The 17,778-nt window shown below is 74.2% G+C and carries 16 protein-coding genes; 10 read left to right on the top strand and 6 right to left on the bottom strand.

What is annotated here, in order from left to right; all coding sequences use genetic code 11:
* Positions 1-27: 27 nt before the first annotated feature.
* Positions 28-594, top strand: a complete 567-nt coding sequence (locus ACZ4YY_RS26050) for an NADAR family protein (protein WP_468294778.1) — start codon at positions 28-30, stop codon at positions 592-594.
* A gap of 117 nt (positions 595-711) precedes the next feature.
* Here the strand turns inward: ACZ4YY_RS26050 and ACZ4YY_RS26045 are convergent, their stop codons facing one another.
* A complete protein-coding gene (locus ACZ4YY_RS26045) occupies positions 712-1,686 on the bottom strand; it encodes a DUF4190 domain-containing protein (protein WP_468294775.1) in 975 nt (324 codons plus the stop codon).
* A 291-nt stretch (positions 1,687-1,977) separates the two neighbouring features.
* On the opposite strand from ACZ4YY_RS26045, the gene ACZ4YY_RS26040 reads away from it, so the two are divergent.
* Entirely contained in the window at positions 1,978-3,240 is a 1,263-nt protein-coding gene (locus ACZ4YY_RS26040; protein ID WP_468294864.1) for an adenosine deaminase, read from the top strand.
* Positions 3,241-3,278: 38 nt separating this feature from the next.
* Positions 3,279-3,962, top strand: coding sequence for a glycerophosphodiester phosphodiesterase (locus tag ACZ4YY_RS26035; protein ID WP_468294772.1), 684 nt, complete (start codon positions 3,279-3,281; stop codon positions 3,960-3,962).
* A gap of 99 nt (positions 3,963-4,061) precedes the next feature.
* Here ACZ4YY_RS26035 and ACZ4YY_RS26030 read toward each other — a convergent pair whose 3' ends face one another.
* Positions 4,062-5,747, bottom strand: a complete 1,686-nt coding sequence (locus tag ACZ4YY_RS26030; protein ID WP_468294769.1) for an RNA polymerase sigma factor — start codon at positions 5,745-5,747, stop codon at positions 4,062-4,064.
* A gap of 267 nt (positions 5,748-6,014) precedes the next feature.
* Between ACZ4YY_RS26030 and ACZ4YY_RS26025 the strand changes: the two genes are divergently transcribed.
* Both ACZ4YY_RS26025 and ACZ4YY_RS26020 read left to right on the top strand, forming a co-directional pair.
* Entirely contained in the window at positions 6,015-6,959 is a 945-nt protein-coding gene (locus ACZ4YY_RS26025; protein WP_468294766.1) for a hypothetical protein, read from the top strand.
* 59 nt (positions 6,960-7,018) lie between these two features.
* Positions 7,019-8,398, top strand: coding sequence for an ArsB/NhaD family transporter (locus ACZ4YY_RS26020; protein WP_468294763.1), 1,380 nt, complete (start codon positions 7,019-7,021; stop codon positions 8,396-8,398).
* Positions 8,399-8,741: 343 nt separating this feature from the next.
* On the opposite strand, the gene ACZ4YY_RS26015 is transcribed toward ACZ4YY_RS26020, so the two are convergent.
* Genes ACZ4YY_RS26015 through ACZ4YY_RS26005 form a run of 3 tightly spaced genes read right to left on the bottom strand, consistent with a single transcriptional unit; the run spans position 8,742 to position 10,606 of the window.
* A complete protein-coding gene (locus tag ACZ4YY_RS26015; protein ID WP_468294760.1) occupies positions 8,742-9,563 on the bottom strand; it encodes an inositol monophosphatase family protein in 822 nt (273 codons plus the stop codon).
* Positions 9,535-10,197: a hypothetical protein gene (locus ACZ4YY_RS26010; RefSeq protein WP_468294757.1), complete on the bottom strand. Its 663-nt coding sequence runs from the start codon at positions 10,195-10,197 to the stop codon at positions 9,535-9,537. The genes ACZ4YY_RS26015 and ACZ4YY_RS26010 overlap by 29 nt, the downstream gene beginning before the upstream one ends.
* Positions 10,198-10,222: 25 nt before the next feature.
* Positions 10,223-10,606 carry a hypothetical protein gene (locus ACZ4YY_RS26005; protein WP_468294754.1) on the bottom strand — a complete coding sequence of 128 codons (384 nt, stop codon included), beginning with the start codon at positions 10,604-10,606 and terminating at the stop codon, positions 10,223-10,225.
* A gap of 278 nt (positions 10,607-10,884) precedes the next feature.
* Between ACZ4YY_RS26005 and ACZ4YY_RS26000 the strand changes: the two genes are divergently transcribed.
* Entirely contained in the window at positions 10,885-11,832 is a 948-nt protein-coding gene (locus ACZ4YY_RS26000; protein WP_468294751.1) for a 5'-nucleotidase, read from the top strand.
* 9 nt (positions 11,833-11,841) lie between these two features.
* Here the strand turns inward: ACZ4YY_RS26000 and ACZ4YY_RS25995 are convergent, their stop codons facing one another.
* Complete coding sequence (locus tag ACZ4YY_RS25995; RefSeq protein ID WP_468294748.1) at positions 11,842-13,281, bottom strand: gamma-aminobutyraldehyde dehydrogenase; 1,440 nt, start codon at positions 13,279-13,281, stop codon at positions 11,842-11,844.
* 165 nt (positions 13,282-13,446) lie between these two features.
* Here ACZ4YY_RS25995 and ACZ4YY_RS25990 point away from each other — a divergent pair, with 165 nt between their 5' ends.
* From ACZ4YY_RS25990 to ACZ4YY_RS25975, 4 genes are all read left to right on the top strand, one after another.
* A complete protein-coding gene (locus ACZ4YY_RS25990) occupies positions 13,447-13,962 on the top strand; it encodes an Lrp/AsnC family transcriptional regulator (protein WP_468294745.1) in 516 nt (171 codons plus the stop codon).
* Positions 13,963-13,981: 19 nt separating this feature from the next.
* Entirely contained in the window at positions 13,982-15,346 is a 1,365-nt protein-coding gene (locus ACZ4YY_RS25985) for an aspartate aminotransferase family protein (RefSeq protein WP_468294742.1), read from the top strand.
* Positions 15,347-15,542: 196 nt separating this feature from the next.
* A complete protein-coding gene (locus ACZ4YY_RS25980; RefSeq protein ID WP_468294739.1) occupies positions 15,543-16,283 on the top strand; it encodes an ABC transporter ATP-binding protein in 741 nt (246 codons plus the stop codon).
* Positions 16,265-17,620 carry a hypothetical protein gene (locus ACZ4YY_RS25975; RefSeq protein ID WP_468294737.1) on the top strand — a complete coding sequence of 452 codons (1,356 nt, stop codon included), beginning with the start codon at positions 16,265-16,267 and terminating at the stop codon, positions 17,618-17,620. Before ACZ4YY_RS25980 ends, ACZ4YY_RS25975 begins: the two co-directional genes overlap by 19 nt.
* The last annotated feature ends 158 nt before the right edge of the window (positions 17,621-17,778 follow it).

Here is a 17,778-nt window from a genome sequence, read left to right as displayed (position 1 = left end):
TCAGTGGTGCGTGCCAGAGTGGCGTGCATGGAGCGGATCGACGGCCGTACGGCCCTGGTCGAACAGGTGCGGGCCGGGGCGAGGATCAGGTACCTGCACTTCTGGGGGCACCGGCCGCTGCCGGACGGCCGGGTGGGTCCGAGCTGTCTGAGCCAGTGGTGGCCGTCGCCCTTCGAGGTGGACGGTGTCGGCTATGCGACGGCCGAGCACTGGATGATGGCCGGCAAGGCGCGGCTGTTCGGGGACGCGGAGGGCGAGCGGCGGGTGCTGGCCGCCGGTCATCCCGCGGAGGCGAAGAAGGCCGGGCGGCTGGTCCGGAACTTCGACGAGGCGACCTGGGAGCGGGAGCGGTTCCGGATCGTGGTCGAGGGCAGCGTCCACAAGTTCGGCTCGGATCCGCGGCTGCGGGCGTTCCTGCTGGGCACGGGCGACCGGGTGCTGGTGGAGGCGAGTCCGGTGGACCGTGTGTGGGGCATCGGACTCGCGGCGGACGACGAGAGGGCGTCGGATCCGGAGCGGTGGCGGGGCCCGAACCTGCTGGGTTTCGCGTTGATGGAGGCCCGGCGGCGACTGCGGGCGGCCGCGGCGGCCTGAGCCTACGGCTCCGGGGGGCCGGACACGCGGCGGCTCAGGGCGCCGTGATCATGCGGCTGACGGCGCCACGGTCAAGCGGCTCAGGGCGCCACGGTCCGGCGGCTCAGGGCGCCACGGTCATGTGGTCCCGGGGACCACGATCAGCAGGACCAGCAGGCCGATCGACAGGACGGTCCCGGCCGCGCCGCAGATGATGCCGGCCAGGGCCTGTCCGCCGTTCGTGGCCTCGCCCCGCCGGGCCTTGCCCCGGCCGATCACGCCGAAGACGACGGCGAGGATGCCGAGCACGATGGACATCGGCCACAGGCAGAACCCGGCGGCCGCCAGGATTCCGAGCACCATCGCCGTGATGCCCGTCCCGTTGCTCTCCATCGGCGGCATCCCGGGCCAGCCGTAGCCCACCGGGGCGGCCGGGTGCCCGTAACCGCCGGGGTAGCCGTACGCCATCGGCGTCTGCGTCGTCGGTATCAGCTGCATCTGCATCGGCCCGGGACCGTCGGGTGCGATGGGTGGCGGGGGGACCGAACCCTCGAGCGGCGGGGCGAAGAGGTGGGGCGGCGGCCCGCCGGACACCGTGGCGGGGTGGGGCGGCGGGAACGAGGCGAGGACGTCGCCCGCCGCGGGGGTGGGGGCCGCCGACGGCACCACGCTCGGCAGCGAGGTGACCGTCTGCTGATCGTGCACGGGCGGAGAGCCCGGGCTGGACGGGGCCGAGGGCACCGCGGGGCTCGGCGAGACCGACGGCGTGCCCGAGGCGAGGGTGGTGCCGGGGCCGGGGACGGTCGGCTCGTCCAGGGAAACCCTCGCGTCGGCCGGCGCCTCGGAGGCGTCGGCCCCCGCCGGAGCGGAATCCGGTACCGGCCCGACGACAACCCCCGGATCAGCGGCCCCGGACACCGCCTTGCCCAGGGAAACCCTCGCGTCGGCCGGCGCCGAGCCCGGGGCGAGGTCCGGTGCCGGCAGGGCGGGGGGCTCCGCGTCGGCGTCGGGTCCCGGTGCGGTCCATGAACCGCGGCCGGGCTCTTCTGCCGGGCGCGGACCGGAGGCCGTCGTGTTCTCCGGCGTCTCCGGTGTAGGCGCGTCGTCGGACATGCGCGGGACCCCCCTCTGTCGTGCGTCCCGCAATGCTACGGGCCCGGGGCGGAGCGGCGCGGGCCGCGATGGGACGGGGCGGGCGAGCAGCACCGCCACCGCCCGCGACCGCCGTACGTCCCCCCGACCGCGACCGCCGCCCCTCCCCCGCCCACGACCGCCGCACGCCCCCACCCGGACCGCCGCCCCTCCCCCGCCCACGACCCCCGCACGCCCCCAGCCCGACCGTCGCAGGGCCCCCGCCGCCGTGCCCACCGAGAGGCCCCCGCCCCCGTGCCCGGCCCCGCCTCCGTGCCCGCGGCCTACGCCGCCCGCCCACCGACCGGCCCCCGCCGCCGGGCGGCGGCTTCCGCCTACGATGATCCCGTCTCAGCGATCAGCCGATCACCCGCGTCCCGTCCGGCCCGTGGCCCGGGGCGCCGTCCCGGGGAGGACCCCTTGACCGAGCACTCCGCCGACTCCGCCGCGACCCCCGCCGACGCCACCGCGGCCGCCCCGTCCGGTGCGCGCTTCGAGCCCGACACCCACGCGCTGCACGCCTTCATCGCCGAGCTGCCCAAGGCCGAACTGCACGTCCACCATGTCGGCTCCGCCTCCCCGCGGATCGTCTCCGAGCTGGCCGCACGCCACCCGGACTCCAGGGTGCCCAGCGATCCCGAGGCCCTCGTCGACTACTTCACCTTCACCGACTTCGCGCACTTCATCGACGTGTACCTGTCGGTCGTGGACCTGGTCCGCACCCCGGAGGACGTCCGGCTGCTGACGTTCGAGGTGGCCCGCGACCTGGCGCGGCAGCAGGTGCGGTACGCCGAGCTGACCATCACCCCGTTCTCCTCGGTCCGGCGCGGGATCGACGAGCGCGCCTTCATGGAGGCGATCGAGGACGCCCGCAAGGCGGCCGAGGCCGAGTTCGGGACCGTGCTGCGCTGGTGCTTCGACATCCCCGGCGAGGCCGGACTGGAGTCCGCCGAGGTGACCGCACGGCTCGCCACCGACGACCGGGTACGCCCCGAGGGACTGGTCTCCTTCGGGCTCGGCGGGCCCGAGGTCGGTGTGCCGCGGCCGCAGTTCAAGCCGTACTTCGACCGCGCGATCGCCGCCGGGCTGCACTCCGTGCCGCACGCCGGTGAGACCACAGGACCGGACACGGTGTGGGACGCGCTCACCCACCTGAGGGCCGAGCGCATCGGGCACGGCACCAGCTCCGCGCGGGACGAGCGGCTCCTCGCCCACCTCGCCGAGCACCGCATCACCCTGGAGGTGTGCCCGACGTCCAACATCGCCACCCGGGCGGTGCGCACGCTGGACGAGCACCCGATCAGGGAGTTCGTGAAGGCGGGCGTGCCGGTGACGGTCAACTCGGACGACCCGCCGATGTTCGGCACCGACCTCAACACCGAGTACGCCGTCGCCGCCCGGCTGCTCGACCTCGACGAGCGGGGCGTGGCCGCGCTCGCGAAGGACGCCGTGCAGGCGTCGTTCCTCGACGCGGCCGGCAAGGCCCGCATCACCGCCGAGATCGACGCCTTCACCACCGGGTGGCTCACCCCCTGAGCGCCCGCGCCCCGGTGGCCGCCCAGCACAATGGGCCCATGCAGACCCTGACGGCCGTGGCCCACCGCGGCGATCCCTACCGCTTCCGTGAGAACACGCTCGCCTCGCTGCGGTCCGCGCTCGACCGGGGCGCGGACGCCGTGGAGATCGACGTACGGCTCACCAAGGACGGCGTGCCGGTGCTGCTGCACGACGAGACGCTGAAACGGCTGTGGGATCAGGAGCGGCCGCTGCGGTCGCTGTCGGCCGCCGAGGTGCGGGGGCTGACGGCGGGCGGGGTGCCGACCCTGGAGGAGGCGCTCGCGGCGACCGGGGGCAGCCGGGTGATGGTCGACCTGCCGGGCACCCGCGACGTGCGGACGGCCCGGCGGATCGTGGACGTCGTCCGGGCGGCCGACGCCGCTGACCGGGTGTACTACTGCGCCGACGCCGTCGCGATGCTCGCCGTGCGCGCGGCCGACCCCTCCGCCGAGATCGCCCTGACCCGCACGAGCCGGGCGCCCGTGCGGCCCGCGCTGCTGGCGGCGGTGCGGCCGCGCTGGCTCAACTACCGCTTCTCGCTGGTCGACCGCGAGCTGGCGGCCCGCGTCCACCGCGACGGCCGGCTGCTGTCCGTGTGGACGCCCGACACCCGGCGCTCGATGCGCCGCCTGATCGACCTGGGCGTCGACTCGATCACCACGAACCGCATCGACGTCCTGTGCGGTCTGCGCACGGGCTGACCGCCCGGCCCGCGAGCCGGCCGCGTCCCCGCCCGGGACCGACGCGGCCGGCGCCCGGGCCTTCGCGCACGGGTACGGCGTACGGGCCGCCCTGGACCGTCACACGCGGGAGCGTTGGGCCACGGTCGCCGGGTCGGCGGGGGTGTCCCGGGTGACGTACTGGGGGACCGGGGTGTCGTCCGCGCCGGTGTCGCGGACCAGGCCGTAGCGCTTCGCGCCCTGCCCGGGGCCGGTCGTGACGTCCTTCTCCACGGCCTCCCAGGTCGTCGGGAAGACGTTCAGTCCGTAGTCGGCGCCGCGTTCGTTCTGGGTGAGGACGACCGTGCCGTCGAGGTAGAAGTACTCGTTCTGCCACATCTGCTGGGCGCCGGAGGGCAGGACGATGTAGCCGACGGCCGGGTTGCCCATACCGGTGGCGGAACCGTCGGCGGCGACCGGGTCGTCCATGCGGCGGCCGCCGCCCGAGGCGACGTGGAACAGCCGGCCCGTCAGGCCGGTCCAGGCGGGCATGACGAGGCTGCCGGCCCGGTACTGCGGCGAGAGCTGCCAGCGGACCAGGACGTAGCCCCGGCCGGTCAGCGTCACGCTGTCGCCGCGGTGGTTCATGGTGGCGTGCGGGCCGCCGCTGCTGGTGAGGCCGGACGCGGGTCGCCGCGGCAGGGCGGCGGGCCGGGTGTCCGGGGCCGGTGCCCGGTCGACGGCGTCGACCACACTCCCGTACAGCGCCTGCGGCGCCCGGGTCGCCGACGCGGACGGGGAGGGCGCCGCCGAGGGGGAGGCGGGGGCGGGGGGCTCGGACGGGCCGGGGGTGCGGGCCGCCGTCGGGGAGGCGGTGGTTCGGGGCGGCGGGCCGTCGGGGGTCCGGACGACGACGTAGGCGCCGCCGGCGGCGAGGGTGGCGCCCGCGGTCACCGCGACGGCCGGCTTGGTCAGCGCGGCGAGCACCTTCGCGGACCAGCCGGCGGACATGGCGGAGGCGGCGGCCGCCGCGGTCTTGCCGCCCAGGGACAGGGAGAGGGTGAAGCCCACCGGGACCGGCACCAGCGCGATGCCGACGAGGAGCCGTTCGGCCGGTACGGCGGACGTGCGGGCGTCGCCGCAGTAGGCGCAGCCCCTGATGTGCCGGGCCAGCCGCTTGCGCCAGACCGAGTCGGGGCGGCCGTTCCAGCGGGCGGTCAGTTCCCGCAGGTCGGGGCAGGCGCCGTCGAAGGCGCGGACGATGCCCCGGGAGACCTCCAGGCGTTCCTTCATCCGCTGCACGCGGACGGCCGCGTGCTGGCGGGTGATGCCGACGGCTGCGGCGAGTTCCCGGCGGGTGAGTTCGCCGGCGACCTCCAGCCACCACAGGGACAGCAGTTGGCGGTCCTCGTCGTCGAGCCAGCGCACGGCCTCGGCGACCTCGCGCCGCTCGCCCTTTAGTTGCAGGCGCAGGACGGTGAGTTCGGCGAAGTCGGCGGCACCGTCGGGGGCCGCCCCCTCCTCCAGGCGCTGCGGGGTGCGGCGGCGCGCCCGGTCCCGGACCTGCCGCATGGCGATCGCCACCAGCCAGGAGCGGAAGCTGTCGGGGTCGCGCAGCGAACCGAGGTGGTCGACGGCGCGCAGCATCGTCTCCTGGACGACGTCGTCGACGTCGGCGTGGCCGTTCAGCGCGCGGCCGACGATGTTGTAGACGAGCGGCAGCCAGCCGGCGACCAGTTCGTCCAGGGCCCGCCGGTCGCCGGCCTGCGCGGCCGCGATCGTGGCGGTCCACTGCCGTCCGGCCCGGTCGTCCGCGTACGTCCTCATGCCCGCACCTTCTCAGCAGGGACCGCGCACCGGGCAAGGGCGGGGATCACACGGGGCATCGCACGGGAGGTCACACAGGGGGTCGCACGGGTGGTCACGGGGAGGAGACGGGCGGTGTGCCGCGGCGATAACACTTTTCCGGGGCTCCCGGACGCGCCTCATACCCCGTGGGGGTATATAGTCGATCCGTATACCCCCCATAGGTATACGTGAAGTGTCCGCGACGTCGGCGCCAAGTGGGCCGAGGAGCAGGGACGGGAGCCCGTCATGACCCCCTGGAAGAAGATCGGCGCGTTCGGTGCGGCCCTCGCCGCGACGTTCGGCACCGCCTACGGTGTCGGCACGACCCTCGCACCGGACTCGCCGGAGAAGCCCCCCGCCGCCCACGGCGAGGGCCACACCCCGGGGCCGACCGCCCCGAGGGCCACGTCCGGTGACCTCGTCCCGGCCGGTCTCCAGGTCTCCCAGGACGGCTACCGCCTCGACCTGGCGACCACCGCCGTCCCCGCCGGGCGCAGGAGCACCCTGAGCTTCGTCGTGCGCGGCCCCGACGGCGACCCGGTGACCGGGTACGAGACCGCCCACGGCAAGCAGCTCCACCTGATCCTCGCCTCACGCGAGCTGACCACCTACCGCCATCTGCACCCCGTCCGGGCGGCCGACGGCACCTGGAGCACCCCGGTCGACCTCCCCACCGCCGGCGGCTACCGCGTCTTCGCCGACTTCGTCCCGGCCGGCGCGACCGAGGGCCTCACCCTCGGCTCCGACCTGACGGTCACGGGCACGTACCGGGCGAGTGCGCCGCCCCCGCCCTCGGCCACCTCCACGGTGGACGGCTACACCGTCACCCTCGGCGGCACGCTCACGGCGGGCGGTGCGAGCGACCTGACGTTCACCGTCCGCCGCGCCGGCCGCCCGGTCACCGACCTCCAGCCCTACCTCGGCGCCTACGGCCACCTGGTCGCCCTGCGCGCCGGCGACCTCGCCTACCTGCACGTCCACCCGCACGAGGAGGCCGCGGGCGAGGCGACGTCCGGCCCCGGGGTGGCCTTCTCCGCGACCGCGCCGAGCGCCGGCACCTACCGCCTGTTCCTGGACTTCAAGGTCGACGGCAGGGTGCGGACGGCGGCCTTCACCGTCACCACCGGCCTCGGCGCACCGGCCGCGCACCCCTCGCCCTCGGGCGGGGAGGAGACCCCGCACGGCCACTGACGCGGGACCCCGCACCGCCACTGGTCACAGCCGGGCACACATGTGCGACCCTTCCCTCCGTGCGTGTTCTCTTGCGTCTGCATGTGCTGGACAGGGTGGCGATCGGTCTGCTCGTGACCGGACTGGTGTGCTGGGGCACGGGGTTGCTGCCCTCCGCTCCGGCCGCCGATGCGATGACCCGCGTCGCCCCGCTGCTCGCGTTCCTCGGCACGGTGATCGTGCTGGCCGATCTCACCAGCCGCGCCGAGGTGTTCGATGTGGTGGCGGCTCGTGTCGCCCGGGCGGGCCGCGGCAGTTACGTGCTGCTCTTCCTGCTCTGCGTGGCCTTCGCCTCGGTCACCACGATCGCCCTCAACCTGGACACCACGGCGGTGCTGCTGACGCCGGTGATGCTCGCGCTCGCCTCCCGCGTCGGCATCGCGGCGGTCCCCCTGGCGATGACGACGGTCTGGCTGGCCAACACCGCGAGTCTGCTGCTACCGGTCTCCAACCTGACGAACCTGCTGGCGGCGGACCGGGTGGCCCTCACCCCCCTGGGCCTGGCGGGCCGCATGTGGGCACCGCAGCTGGCGGCGATCGCGGTGACGGCGGCGTGCCTGTGGGGCTTCTACTGGCGCCGGGGCAGGCGGGGCACCGCGCACCCGGAGGGCACGGGGACGGCCGGGCCGGGCCCGCACACCCACGGTGCCGGCCCGGGAGCGGCCCGCGAGGCGGACGTACGCGAGCGGACGGACGTACAGGAGCCGGCGGACGTACAGGAGCGGGACGACGTGCGGGGGCGGGGCGACGCACCGGCAGGGGGCGACGCACCGGCAGGGGGCGCCGGGCGCTACACGCCCCCCGGCCCGCACCGGCCCGCCGACCCGGTGCTGTTCCGGGCCTGTGCCCTGGCCTGTGCGGGGTTCCTGCTGGCGATCCTCGTCGCGGACGTCGAGCTGTGGATCGCGTCCGCGACGGCCGCGGCCGTCGTCGTGACCGCCTTCGCGGTGCGCGACCGCTCCGCGCTGCGGCTGTCGCTCGTGCCGTGGCGGCTGCTGGTCATGGTGCCCGGCATGTTCCTGGTGGTCGAGACGGTCAACGCCAACGGCCTGCACGACCTGCTGGCCGCGGCGGTCGGCGACGACTCCGGCATCGTCGGCATGATCCGCGCCGCGGCGGTCGGCTGCGGGCTCTCGAACGTCCTGAACAACCTGCCCGTCTACCTGGCCGGCGAGGCGGCCGTCCCGGTCGGCCACCACGACCAGCTGCTCGCCCTGCTCATCGGCACCAACGCGGGCCCGGTGATCACGCCGTGGGCCTCCCTGGCGACACTGCTCTGGTACGAACGCTGCCACGCCGTCGGCGTACGGGTCCCGCTGGCCCGCCTGATGGGCACGGGCGCGGTCCTGGCGGTGACCGCGGTCACCGCGTCGGTCGCGATGCTGGCGGTGACGGGCTGAGCACCGGCACGACGGCGGCGGCCACCGCGCAGCCGAAGCGGCGCCGCCCCCGGGCCGCGCAGCGGAAGCGGCGCCGACGATGCCGGGGCGCACACCGGCGACACCGGCGGCCCTCACCCCGGTCCCGATCCGACGACCGCCCCGGTCCCGTATCCGGCAGCCCTCACCACCCGGCCGGGTGTCGGCCGCCCCCCCCTCACGTCATCCCTCGCATCACCGCCGCCGACAAGCCGCCCGCCGGCGCCTCCCCCGCCGTCACCGCCCCGGCCGCCGGGTCGGCGGCCGGGGGGGCGGGCGTCGGTGTGGTCCCCTCGGGGGCCGCCCCCGCCGTCAGGTCGAGCACCTACGGCAGGACCTCCGGTCGGCCCGCGACGAACGACCGTTCCGTGTCCGGACCCCGGAAGCCGCCGGCGAACTCCCGGCCGTCGAGGTGCCGCAGGACCACCCCGGCCTCGCGGGCCAGCAGCGCCCCGGCCGGCAGGTCGATCGCCTCGGCGCGGTAGCCGACGAAGCCGTCGATGTCCCCGCGGGCCAGCATCGCCCAGGCCAGCAGCGGCGCCCACAGCTGGAGCAGCCGCCGGGAGCCGAGTTCCACGGTGTGCCGCAGGCCGCGCACGGCGGGGTCGTCGCGGCGCACCGCGTGCCCCTGGGTCCAGGCGAGCACCGGGCCGGCGGTGCGCGGCCGGCCGCCGGGGGCCGGCGCGAGCCGCCCGTCCGGCCCGTACGCCCCGCAGCCCCGGCGCGCCGACCAGGTCCGTCCGCTCACCGGCTCGTGCACCACCCCCACCACCGGTGCCCCGTCGACGCACAGGGCGACGCCCACGACGTACACCGGCAGCCCGATCACCACGTTGTTGCTGCCGTCGAGGGGGTCCACCAGCCAGGTGCGGCCGCCGCCCCCGTCCCCGCCCAGTTCCCCCACCTCCTCGGCGAGGATCCGGTCGTGCGGGAACCGCTGCCGGATACGGTCCACGACGATCCGTTCGGCCAGCAGGTCCAGGTCGGTGACGACGTCACCGAGTTCGCCCTGGGGACGGGCGGCGACGCCGTCGGGCAGGCGGGACCGCAGCAGCGCCCCGGCCTCCTCGGCGGCCGCCACCGCCGTGCGGCATTCGGGGGCGAAGGGGGCCGGGGGGTCAGACGGGCGGACCGGGTTCGGGGTCATGGATCCTCCTGAGGGCGGCCTGGGCGATCCGGGCGGTCTGGCCCGCGTCGCACATCCTGCGGACCATCCGGCGGCCCGGGGCCCGCAACGGGCCGAGAGAGAGGTCCGCCCGGCCGGGCAGTGTCCGCCCCAGCACCAGGGTGGCGGCCGGGCGGCCGTCCGGCACCACCGTGGTGTGGAACGCGCCCGCCGGAAGGTGGTAGGTCTCGCCGCGCGCGCTGGTCTGCTCGGCGCCCGGCAGACAGCGCACGAGCCGCCCGGTGGGCCGCAGTTCGTCCACGCCCGAGGGGTCGCTGTGCACCTCGAACACCCGGTGCGTCGGCGTCTCGGAGTCCTCGCGGACGTGCACCCGCCGGTTGCCCAGCCGCCCGTACAGCACGGTGCTGGTCAGGTCCCAGCTGTGCGAGTGCACCTGGTGGTCCGTCAGGACCGGGTCGGCGGGTTCGAAGACGTGCACGCAGACACCGTCGGCGCCGGCCCGCAGGACGGGCAGGCAGACGAATCCCAGCGGATGGCGCACCGCCCGCAGCGCCCGCCGGCCGGTGACCACCCGTTCCAGCTCCGACGCGGCCTGCCGCATCACCTCGCCGGCGGCCCCCCGCCGGGCGGCCCGCTCCAGGGCCGGGTAGTCCATCGCTCCCCCCTCGCCCACCCCGTGGCTACCCGCGGTACGGGTCCTCCGCGTGCAGCGCCTTGTCGATGAGGTCGCCGACGTCAGCGTCGGTGAAGCTCGTCGGCAGCGGCACTCCGAGCCGTTCCAGCAGGCGGCCGACCTCGTCGACGGTCGGCTCGTCGCTCAGCGGGGTCGCCTCCCGCAGGTCCAGCTTGAGCGCCTGCTCGCGGCTCTGGTGCAGTTCGGTGACGTAGTAGTCGTACAGCGGCCGTTCGCGCTCGACGTACAGGCTGACGCGGCGCGGGTCGTCCTGCGTGATGATCAGACAGGTGTCGGAGAGGTCGAAGCGCAGGGTCGGCGCCACCGAGGACAGGTGCACGTCGATCTCCAGGGTGTCCAGCCGCTGCCGGTGCCAGGCGGCGGCGACCACGGTGGCGTAGGACTCCTTGCGGGTGCGCTCGGTGGTCCACTCGGTGAACGCCCCGCCCTCCTGCCGGTGCCCGAAGGTGACACGTCACCCTCCCCCGACGGTGACTTTCCGTGCTAGGAGCATCCCCCCGCGCCCGGCTACGGTGCGTGCACCGGCCCCGACCGCGCGTACCGGACGCCGAGGGCGCGAGGGGGCCGCGCCGGGCGCGCGGCGTCCGAGCGGGGGTCACAGTCGGGCCCGGCAGCCGCCGCGGGCCGGCGACGCAGAAGGGAGCCGCCATGCCGCCGTACAGCCTCGAGAACCGTCTGGTGATCGGGATCGCCTCCAGCGCCCTGTTCGACCTGGAGGAGTCCGACGCCGTGTTCCGGCGGGAGGGCGAGGAGAGTTACCGCGTCTACCAGCGGGAGAACCTGGACGACACGCTCCGGCCCGGGGTCGCCTTCCCGTTCATCCGCCGCATCCTGTCCCTGAACGACCTGGCGCCCGAGGACGATCCGCTGGTCGAGGTGATCATCCTGTCCCGCAACGACCCGGACACGGGACTGCGGGTCATGCGCTCCATCGACGCCCACCGACTGCCCATCACCCGCGCGGTCTTCACGCAGGGCCGGGCGCCGTACCGGTTCATGCGCGCGCTGCACATGTCCCTGTTCCTGTCGGCGGACGGCGACGACGTGCGGGAGGCCGTGGCGTCGGGGCTGCCGGCGGGCCAGGTCCTGGGCTCGGCGGTGGCCGACGACGCCGGCGACGAGGACCTGCGGATCGCCTTCGACTTCGACGGCGTCCTCGCCGACGACGCCTCGGAGCGGGTGTTCCAGCGGGACGGCATGGAGGGCTTCCGCGACCACGAGACCCTGAACGTGGCCACCCCGCACGACGCGGGCCCGCTGCGGGACTTCCTCCGCGAGGTCAACACGCTCCAGCGCCGGGAGGAGGAGCGGCGCCGGGAGGACCCGGACTACGCGATCCGGGTCCACGTCTCCATCGTCACGGCCCGCAGCGCGCCCGCGCACGAGCGCGCCGTCCGGAGCCTGAACAACTGGGGCGTGCGGGTCAACGACGCCTTCTTCCTGGGTGGCGTCGACAAGAGCACGGTCATGGACGTCCTGCGGCCGCACATCTTCTTCGACGACCAGGAGAGCCACCTCCTGGGCACGTCCCGGACGACCCCGAGCGTCCACATCCCGTTCGGGGTCGTCAACGACGGGCCCGGCCCGCGGGGCTGACCGCGCGCGTCAGGCGTCCAGGGACGTCATGACGTGCTTGATCCGCGTGTAGTCGTCGAAGCCGTACCCCGACAGGTCCTTGCCGTAGCCGGACTTCTTGAAGCCGCCGTGCGGCATCTCCGCGACCAGCGGGATGTGGGTGTTGATCCACACGCAGCCGAAGTCGAGCTTCTTCGACATCCGCATCGCACGGCCGTGGTCCTTGGTCCACACCGAGGAGGCGAGGGCGTACACGACGCCGTTGGCGTAGGTGACGGCCTGGTCCTCGTCGGTGAAGGACTGGACGGTGATGACCGGGCCGAAGACCTCGTTCTGGACGATCTCGTCGTCCTGCCGGAGACCGGAGACGACGGTCGGGGCGTAGAAGTAGCCCTTGTCGCCGACCTGGTGACCGCCGGCCTCGACCTTGGCGTGGGCGGGGAGCCGCTCGATGAACCCGGAGACCTGCTTGAGCTGGTTGGGGTTGTTCAGCGGGCCGAAGAGCACGTCCTCGTCGTCCGGGTGCCCGGTCTTCGTCTCGGACGCGGCCTTGGCGAGCGCGGCGACGAACTCGTCGTGGATCGCCTCCTGCACCAGGACGCGGGTGGCGGCCGTGCAGTCCTGGCCGGCGTTGAAGAAGCCCGCCACGGAGATGTCCTCGACGGCCTTGGCGATGTCGGTGTCCTCGAAGACGACGACGGGCGCCTTGCCGCCCAGCTCCAGGTGGACGCGCTTGAGGTCCCGGGACGCGGACTCGGCGACGGACATGCCGGCGCGGACCGAACCGGTGATGGACGCCATGGCGGGGATCGGGTGCTCGACCATCAGGCGCCCGGTGTCGCGGTCGCCGGTGATGACGTTGAAGACGCCCTTGGGCAGGATCGAGCCGACGATCTCGGCGATGAGGACCGTCGACGCGGGCGTCGTGTCCGAGGGCTTCAGCACGACCGTGTTGCCCGCCGCGATCGCCGGGGCGAACTTCCACACGGCCATCATCATCGGGTAGTTCCACGGCGCGACCTGCGCGCAGACGCCGACCGGCTCCCGGCGGACGATGGAGGTCATCCCGTCCATGTACTCGCCGGCGCTCCGCCCCTCCAGCATCCGGGCCGCGCCCGCGAAGAAGCGGATCTGGTCGACCATCGGCGGGATCTCCTCGGACCGTGTGAGCCCCACCGGCTTGCCGGTGTTCTCGACCTCGGCCGCGATGAGCTCCTCGGCACGCTCCTCGAAGGCGTCCGCGATCTTCAGCAGGGCCTTCTGGCGCTCGGCCGGGGTGGTGTCGCGCCAGCCCGGGAAGGCCGCCGCGGCGGCCTGCATGGCGGCGTCCACGTCCGCCTGGCCGGACAGCGGGGCCGTCGCGTAGGCCTCGCCCGTCGCGGGGTTGACCACCTCGGTGGTCCGTCCGTCGGCGGCGTCCCGGAACTCACCGTCGATGTAGTTGCGCAGACGACGCAGCTCGGTGCTCACTGCCGGCCCTCCAAGTTCGGGTGTCCAATGACTGAGACACCCACCCTAATCGCTGCTTCCACGTTTTCAACACCCCTGATCCCGCCCGCACTGCGGAATCCGCAGATATCAGTCACGTAAACAACGAATTTCATCGCCCGGGCCTTGCGGAACTGTCGATACGTCGTGCACAGTGAGCTCGTGGCCAGTCGAAGCGCAGAGCACCGGGACTCCCGCGAGTCCAAGAACGGCACCCCTCACCTGGATGCCGTCAGCCTCGCCATCATCGAGCAGCTCCAGGAGGACGGCCGCCGTCCGTACGCCGCGATCGGCAAGGCCGTCGGCCTGTCCGAGGCGGCCGTGCGCCAGCGCGTCCAGAAGCTGCTCGACCAGGGCGTGATGCAGATCGTCGCCGTCACGGACCCGCTCACCGTGGGCTTCCGCCGCCAGGCGATGGTCGGGGTCAACGTCGAGGGCGACGTCGAGGCGATCGCCGACGCGCTCACCGACATGCCCGAGGTCGAGTACGTGGTGATGACCGCGGGCTCGTTCGACGTCCTCGCCGAGATCGTCTGCGAGGACGACGACCACCTGCTGGACGTCATCAACAAACGCATCCGTGCCCTGCCCGGCGTGCGCTCCACCGAGAGCTTCGTCTACCTGAAGCTGAAGAAGCAGACCTACATGTGGGGAACCCGATAACCGTGAGGACCCGATAACCGTGAGCACCAAGGACCTCAGCCGCACCGCGTACGACCACCTGTGGATGCACTTCACCCGCATGTCCTCGTACGAGAACTCCCCGGTCCCGACGATCGTCCGGGGCGAGGGCACCCACATCTACGACGACAAGGGCAGGCGCTACCTCGACGGTCTCGCGGGTCTGTTCGTGGTGCAGGCCGGTCACGGCCGCACGGAGCTGGCCGAGACGGCCTTCAAGCAGGCCCAGGAACTGGCGTTCTTCCCGGTGTGGTCCTACGCCCACCCCAAGGCCGTGGAGCTGGCGGAGCGTCTCGCCGACTACGCGCCCGGCGACCTCAACAAGGTCTTCTTCACCACCGGCGGCGGCGAGGCGGTCGAGACCGCCTGGAAGCTGGCCAAGCAGTACTTCAAGCTCCAGGGCAAGCCGACCAAGTACAAGGTCATCTCCCGCGCGGTCGCCTACCACGGCACTCCGCAGGGCGCCCTGTCCATCACCGGCCTGCCCGCCCTGAAGGCCCCCTTCGAGCCGCTCGTCCCGGGCGCGCACAAGGTCCCGAACACCAACATCTACCGCGCCCCGATCCACGGCGACGACCCCGAGGCCTTCGGCCGCTGGGCCGCCGACCAGATCGAGCAGCAGATCCTCTTCGAGGGCCCGGACACCGTCGCCGCGGTCTTCCTGGAGCCGGTGCAGAACGCCGGCGGCTGCTTCCCGCCGCCGCCCGGTTACTTCCGGCGCGTCCGCGAGATCTGCGACCAGTACGACGTGCTGCTCGTCTCCGACGAGGTCATCTGCGCCTTCGGCCGTCTGGGCACGATGTTCGCCTGCGACAAGTTCGGCTACGTCCCGGACATGATCACCTGCGCCAAGGGCATGACGTCCGGCTACTCGCCCATCGGCGCCTGCATCGTCTCCGACCGGCTGGCCGAGCCGTTCTACAAGGGCGACAACACCTTCCTGCACGGCTACACCTTCGGCGGCCACCCGGTCTCCGCCGCGGTGGGCCTCGCCAACCTCGACCTGTTCGAGCGCGAGAACCTCACCCAGCACGTGCTGGACAACGAGGGCGCGTTCCTGCGGACCCTCCAGAAGCTGCACGACCTGCCGATCGTCGGCGACGTCCGCGGCAACGGCTTCTTCTACGGCATCGAGCTGGTCAAGGACAAGGCGACGAAGGAGTCCTTCGACGCCGAGGAGACCGAGCGCGTCCTGTACGGCTTCCTGTCCAAGGCCCTCTTCGACAACGGCCTGTACTGCCGCGCCGACGACCGCGGCGACCCGGTCGTCCAGCTCGCCCCGCCGCTGATCTCCGACCAGGAGACGTTCGACGAGATCGAGCAGATCCTGCGCGCGACGCTGACGGAGGCGTGGACGAAGCTCTGACCCTCAGCATGATCAGATGAACGACACCGACCCCGGTGCCGTCCGTTCGAGTGAGAAACGGCGGCCCGGGGCCGTGTGCTGTCCGGATGCCCGACATGTGCTGCCTAGCGTGCCAGTGACCGATCGGCCCTGCCTTCGTTCCCTCGGACGGGGGAACGGCATCGGGAACTACGGATCTGAACCGAGGTGTACGCCCATGGAGGCCCCGCCGGACAACGACGTGCTGTGGGCACGGTCCCTGCACTTCACCCACCGCGACGGCTCCCCCGCGCTCGGCGGCGTGTCGCTCGCGGTGCGGGAGGGCGAGATCCTCGCCGTCACCGGCCCGCGCGGCAGCGGCAAGACGACGCTGCTGCACTGCCTGGCCGGCCTCGTGCCCGCTCAGCGCGGCGAGGTCTGGTTCAACAGCGTCCCCGTGCACACGATGGGCCCGCTGGCCCGCGAACGGCTGCGCCGCGACCGCTTCGGCTGGATCGACCCCGCCCCCGCGCTCGTCCCCGAGCTCACCGTCTGGGAGAACGCGGCCCTCCCCCTCATGCTGCGCGGCACCAGCCGCCGCCGCGCCAAGGTCGCCGCCCTGGAGTGGCTGGAACGCCTCGACGTCGGCGACAAGGCGCGCCTGCGGCCCTGCGAGCTGACCCAGGCCGAACGCCAGCGTGTCTGCATCACCCGCTCCCTGGCCCCGGCCCCCTCCGTCCTCTTCGCGGACGAGCCCACGGCCCCCCTGCACCGCGCCGACCGCGCGCACGTCCTGCGGACCCTCACGACCGCGGCCCGCTCGCACGGCATCACGGTCGTCCTGGCCACCCACGACGCCGAGACCGCGGCCCTCGCCGACCGCACGGTGTCGCTGCTGGACGGCCGCCGGGTCAACACCGTCCACCTCCCGCCGGTCGCCGAGACGGAAGGCCGGGCGGCGTGCTCGCTCTCCGCCTGACCCGCAGCGCCCACCCCGCCGTCCAACTGCGCCGCCTGCTCGTGGCGACGGCCTCGGCGGGCACCGGCTTCCTCCTGCTGTGCACCCTCGGCCACGCCCTGGCCCACCCGGACACCACCGGGGCCTCCGGGCTGCGGCTGGCCTGGTGCGCGGTCCCGCTGGCCGCGACGGTCCACTTCGCCGTCGCCGTGGCCCGCACCGACCCCGGCACCCGCCCCCGCCCCGGACTCGCCGCGATCGGCCTGGGTCCCGCCCGCCTCATGGCGATCTCGGCGACCACGACCGCGCTGGCCACGACGCTCGGCTCGATGGTCGCGCTGCTCCTCTTCCTCCACCTGCGCGGCGACCTCACCGGCATGCCCTTCGACGGAGCGGCCGCCCCATCCCTGGGGGCCGGCATCCCCCTTCCCGTCCCGGCCGCCCTGACCCTCCTCTCCCTGGTCCCGGCCACGGCCTCGCTCTCCGTGGCCCTGACCCTCCGCCCCCGGGACATCCGGCCGACCCCGGCCCTCCTCACCCCGGGCCACACCTTCCGCCGCCTCACCACCCGGTCCGCAGCCGACCGGCCCGGGCGGCCCGCAGCCGTCCGAGCCCGTCCGACCGCGGGCGCGCGTGCCGCCGGGGCGGCACCCGTCGCACGCGAAGACGGCACCCCGCAAGGGCCGGGCGACACACCCCACCCCCCGGCGGCGGCCGACGACGCGCCGGCCCGGCCGGCCAGTCCCGCACCCCCCAACCCCACCGCCCTCCCCTGGGGTGCCGCCCTCCTCGCCACCGGCCTGGCCGCCGAGACCTACGCGAGCCGCACCGCGGGCGACAGCCACCACCTCGCCCTGCCCGGCGGCCCCACCGGCCCCACCGCCGTCCTCATCGGCTGGACCCTCACCGCCCTGGGCCTGGCCCTCGCCGGCCCCGGCCTCACCCACCTCTGCGGCCGGCTGCTCCAAGCGGCCCGCCCCGGCGCCCTCCGCCTCCTCGCCGGCCGGGGCCTGATGGAGGAGGCGTCCCGCATCGGCCGCCCGCTGGGCATCCTGTGCGCGGTGGCCTCCGGCGTCCACACCATGGCCGCGCTGTACGACCCCGCCGACCTGTCCTTCGGCCCGCTCACCGCCCTCGGCGCCGTCCTGGTCGTCGGCTGCGCACTCGCCACCCTCCTCACGGCGGCCGTGGAAGCCCGTCAGGCCCGCGCCGGCACCACCGCCGCGCTGCTGCGCCTCGGCGCCCCGACCACCACCCTGCGCAGCGCCGCCGCCCTGCGCGCCGGCGCCCTCGCGGCCCTCTTCCTCCCCCTCACCCTGATCGTCGCGGAGCTGGCGGCGCTCCCCCTCACCGCCTGACCCACGCACGGCACCACCCACGAGCACCCACGAGCGCTTCAAGGGGGCCTTGCACTGTGCCCGGCCTGGGGCGGGGGGGGGGGGGGGGGGGGGGGGGGGGGGGAAGAAGAAGAAGAAACACCCCAAGAAGAGGAGGAAGAAGGGAAAACAAGAGGAAA

This window comes from Streptomyces sp. NPDC030143 (assembly GCF_055573695.1).
Note: the sequence above shows the minus strand (reverse complement) of the source record. Positions and strands in the feature narration are given on the sequence as shown.

What these genes read in the sequence shown, in the direction of transcription:
- ACZ4YY_RS25980 (WP_468294739.1), top strand. Translation starts at nt 15,543, where the DNA reads ATGGAGGCCCCGCCGGACAACGACGTGCTGTGGGCACGGTCCCTGCAC.
- ACZ4YY_RS26045 (WP_468294775.1), bottom strand. Translation starts at nt 1,686, where the DNA reads ATGTCCGACGACGCGCCTACACCGGAGACGCCGGAGAACACGACGGCC.
- ACZ4YY_RS26030 (WP_468294769.1), bottom strand. Translation starts at nt 5,747, where the DNA reads ATGAGGACGTACGCGGACGACCGGGCCGGACGGCAGTGGACCGCCACG.
- ACZ4YY_RS26000 (WP_468294751.1), top strand. Translation starts at nt 10,885, where the DNA reads ATGCCGCCGTACAGCCTCGAGAACCGTCTGGTGATCGGGATCGCCTCC.
- ACZ4YY_RS26035 (WP_468294772.1), top strand. Translation starts at nt 3,279, where the DNA reads ATGCAGACCCTGACGGCCGTGGCCCACCGCGGCGATCCCTACCGCTTC.
- ACZ4YY_RS26015 (WP_468294760.1), bottom strand. Translation starts at nt 9,563, where the DNA reads ATGACCCCGAACCCGGTCCGCCCGTCTGACCCCCCGGCCCCCTTCGCC.
- ACZ4YY_RS26025 (WP_468294766.1), top strand. Translation starts at nt 6,015, where the DNA reads ATGACCCCCTGGAAGAAGATCGGCGCGTTCGGTGCGGCCCTCGCCGCG.
- ACZ4YY_RS26050 (WP_468294778.1), top strand. Translation starts at nt 28, where the DNA reads ATGGAGCGGATCGACGGCCGTACGGCCCTGGTCGAACAGGTGCGGGCC.
- ACZ4YY_RS26010 (WP_468294757.1), bottom strand. Translation starts at nt 10,197, where the DNA reads ATGGACTACCCGGCCCTGGAGCGGGCCGCCCGGCGGGGGGCCGCCGGC.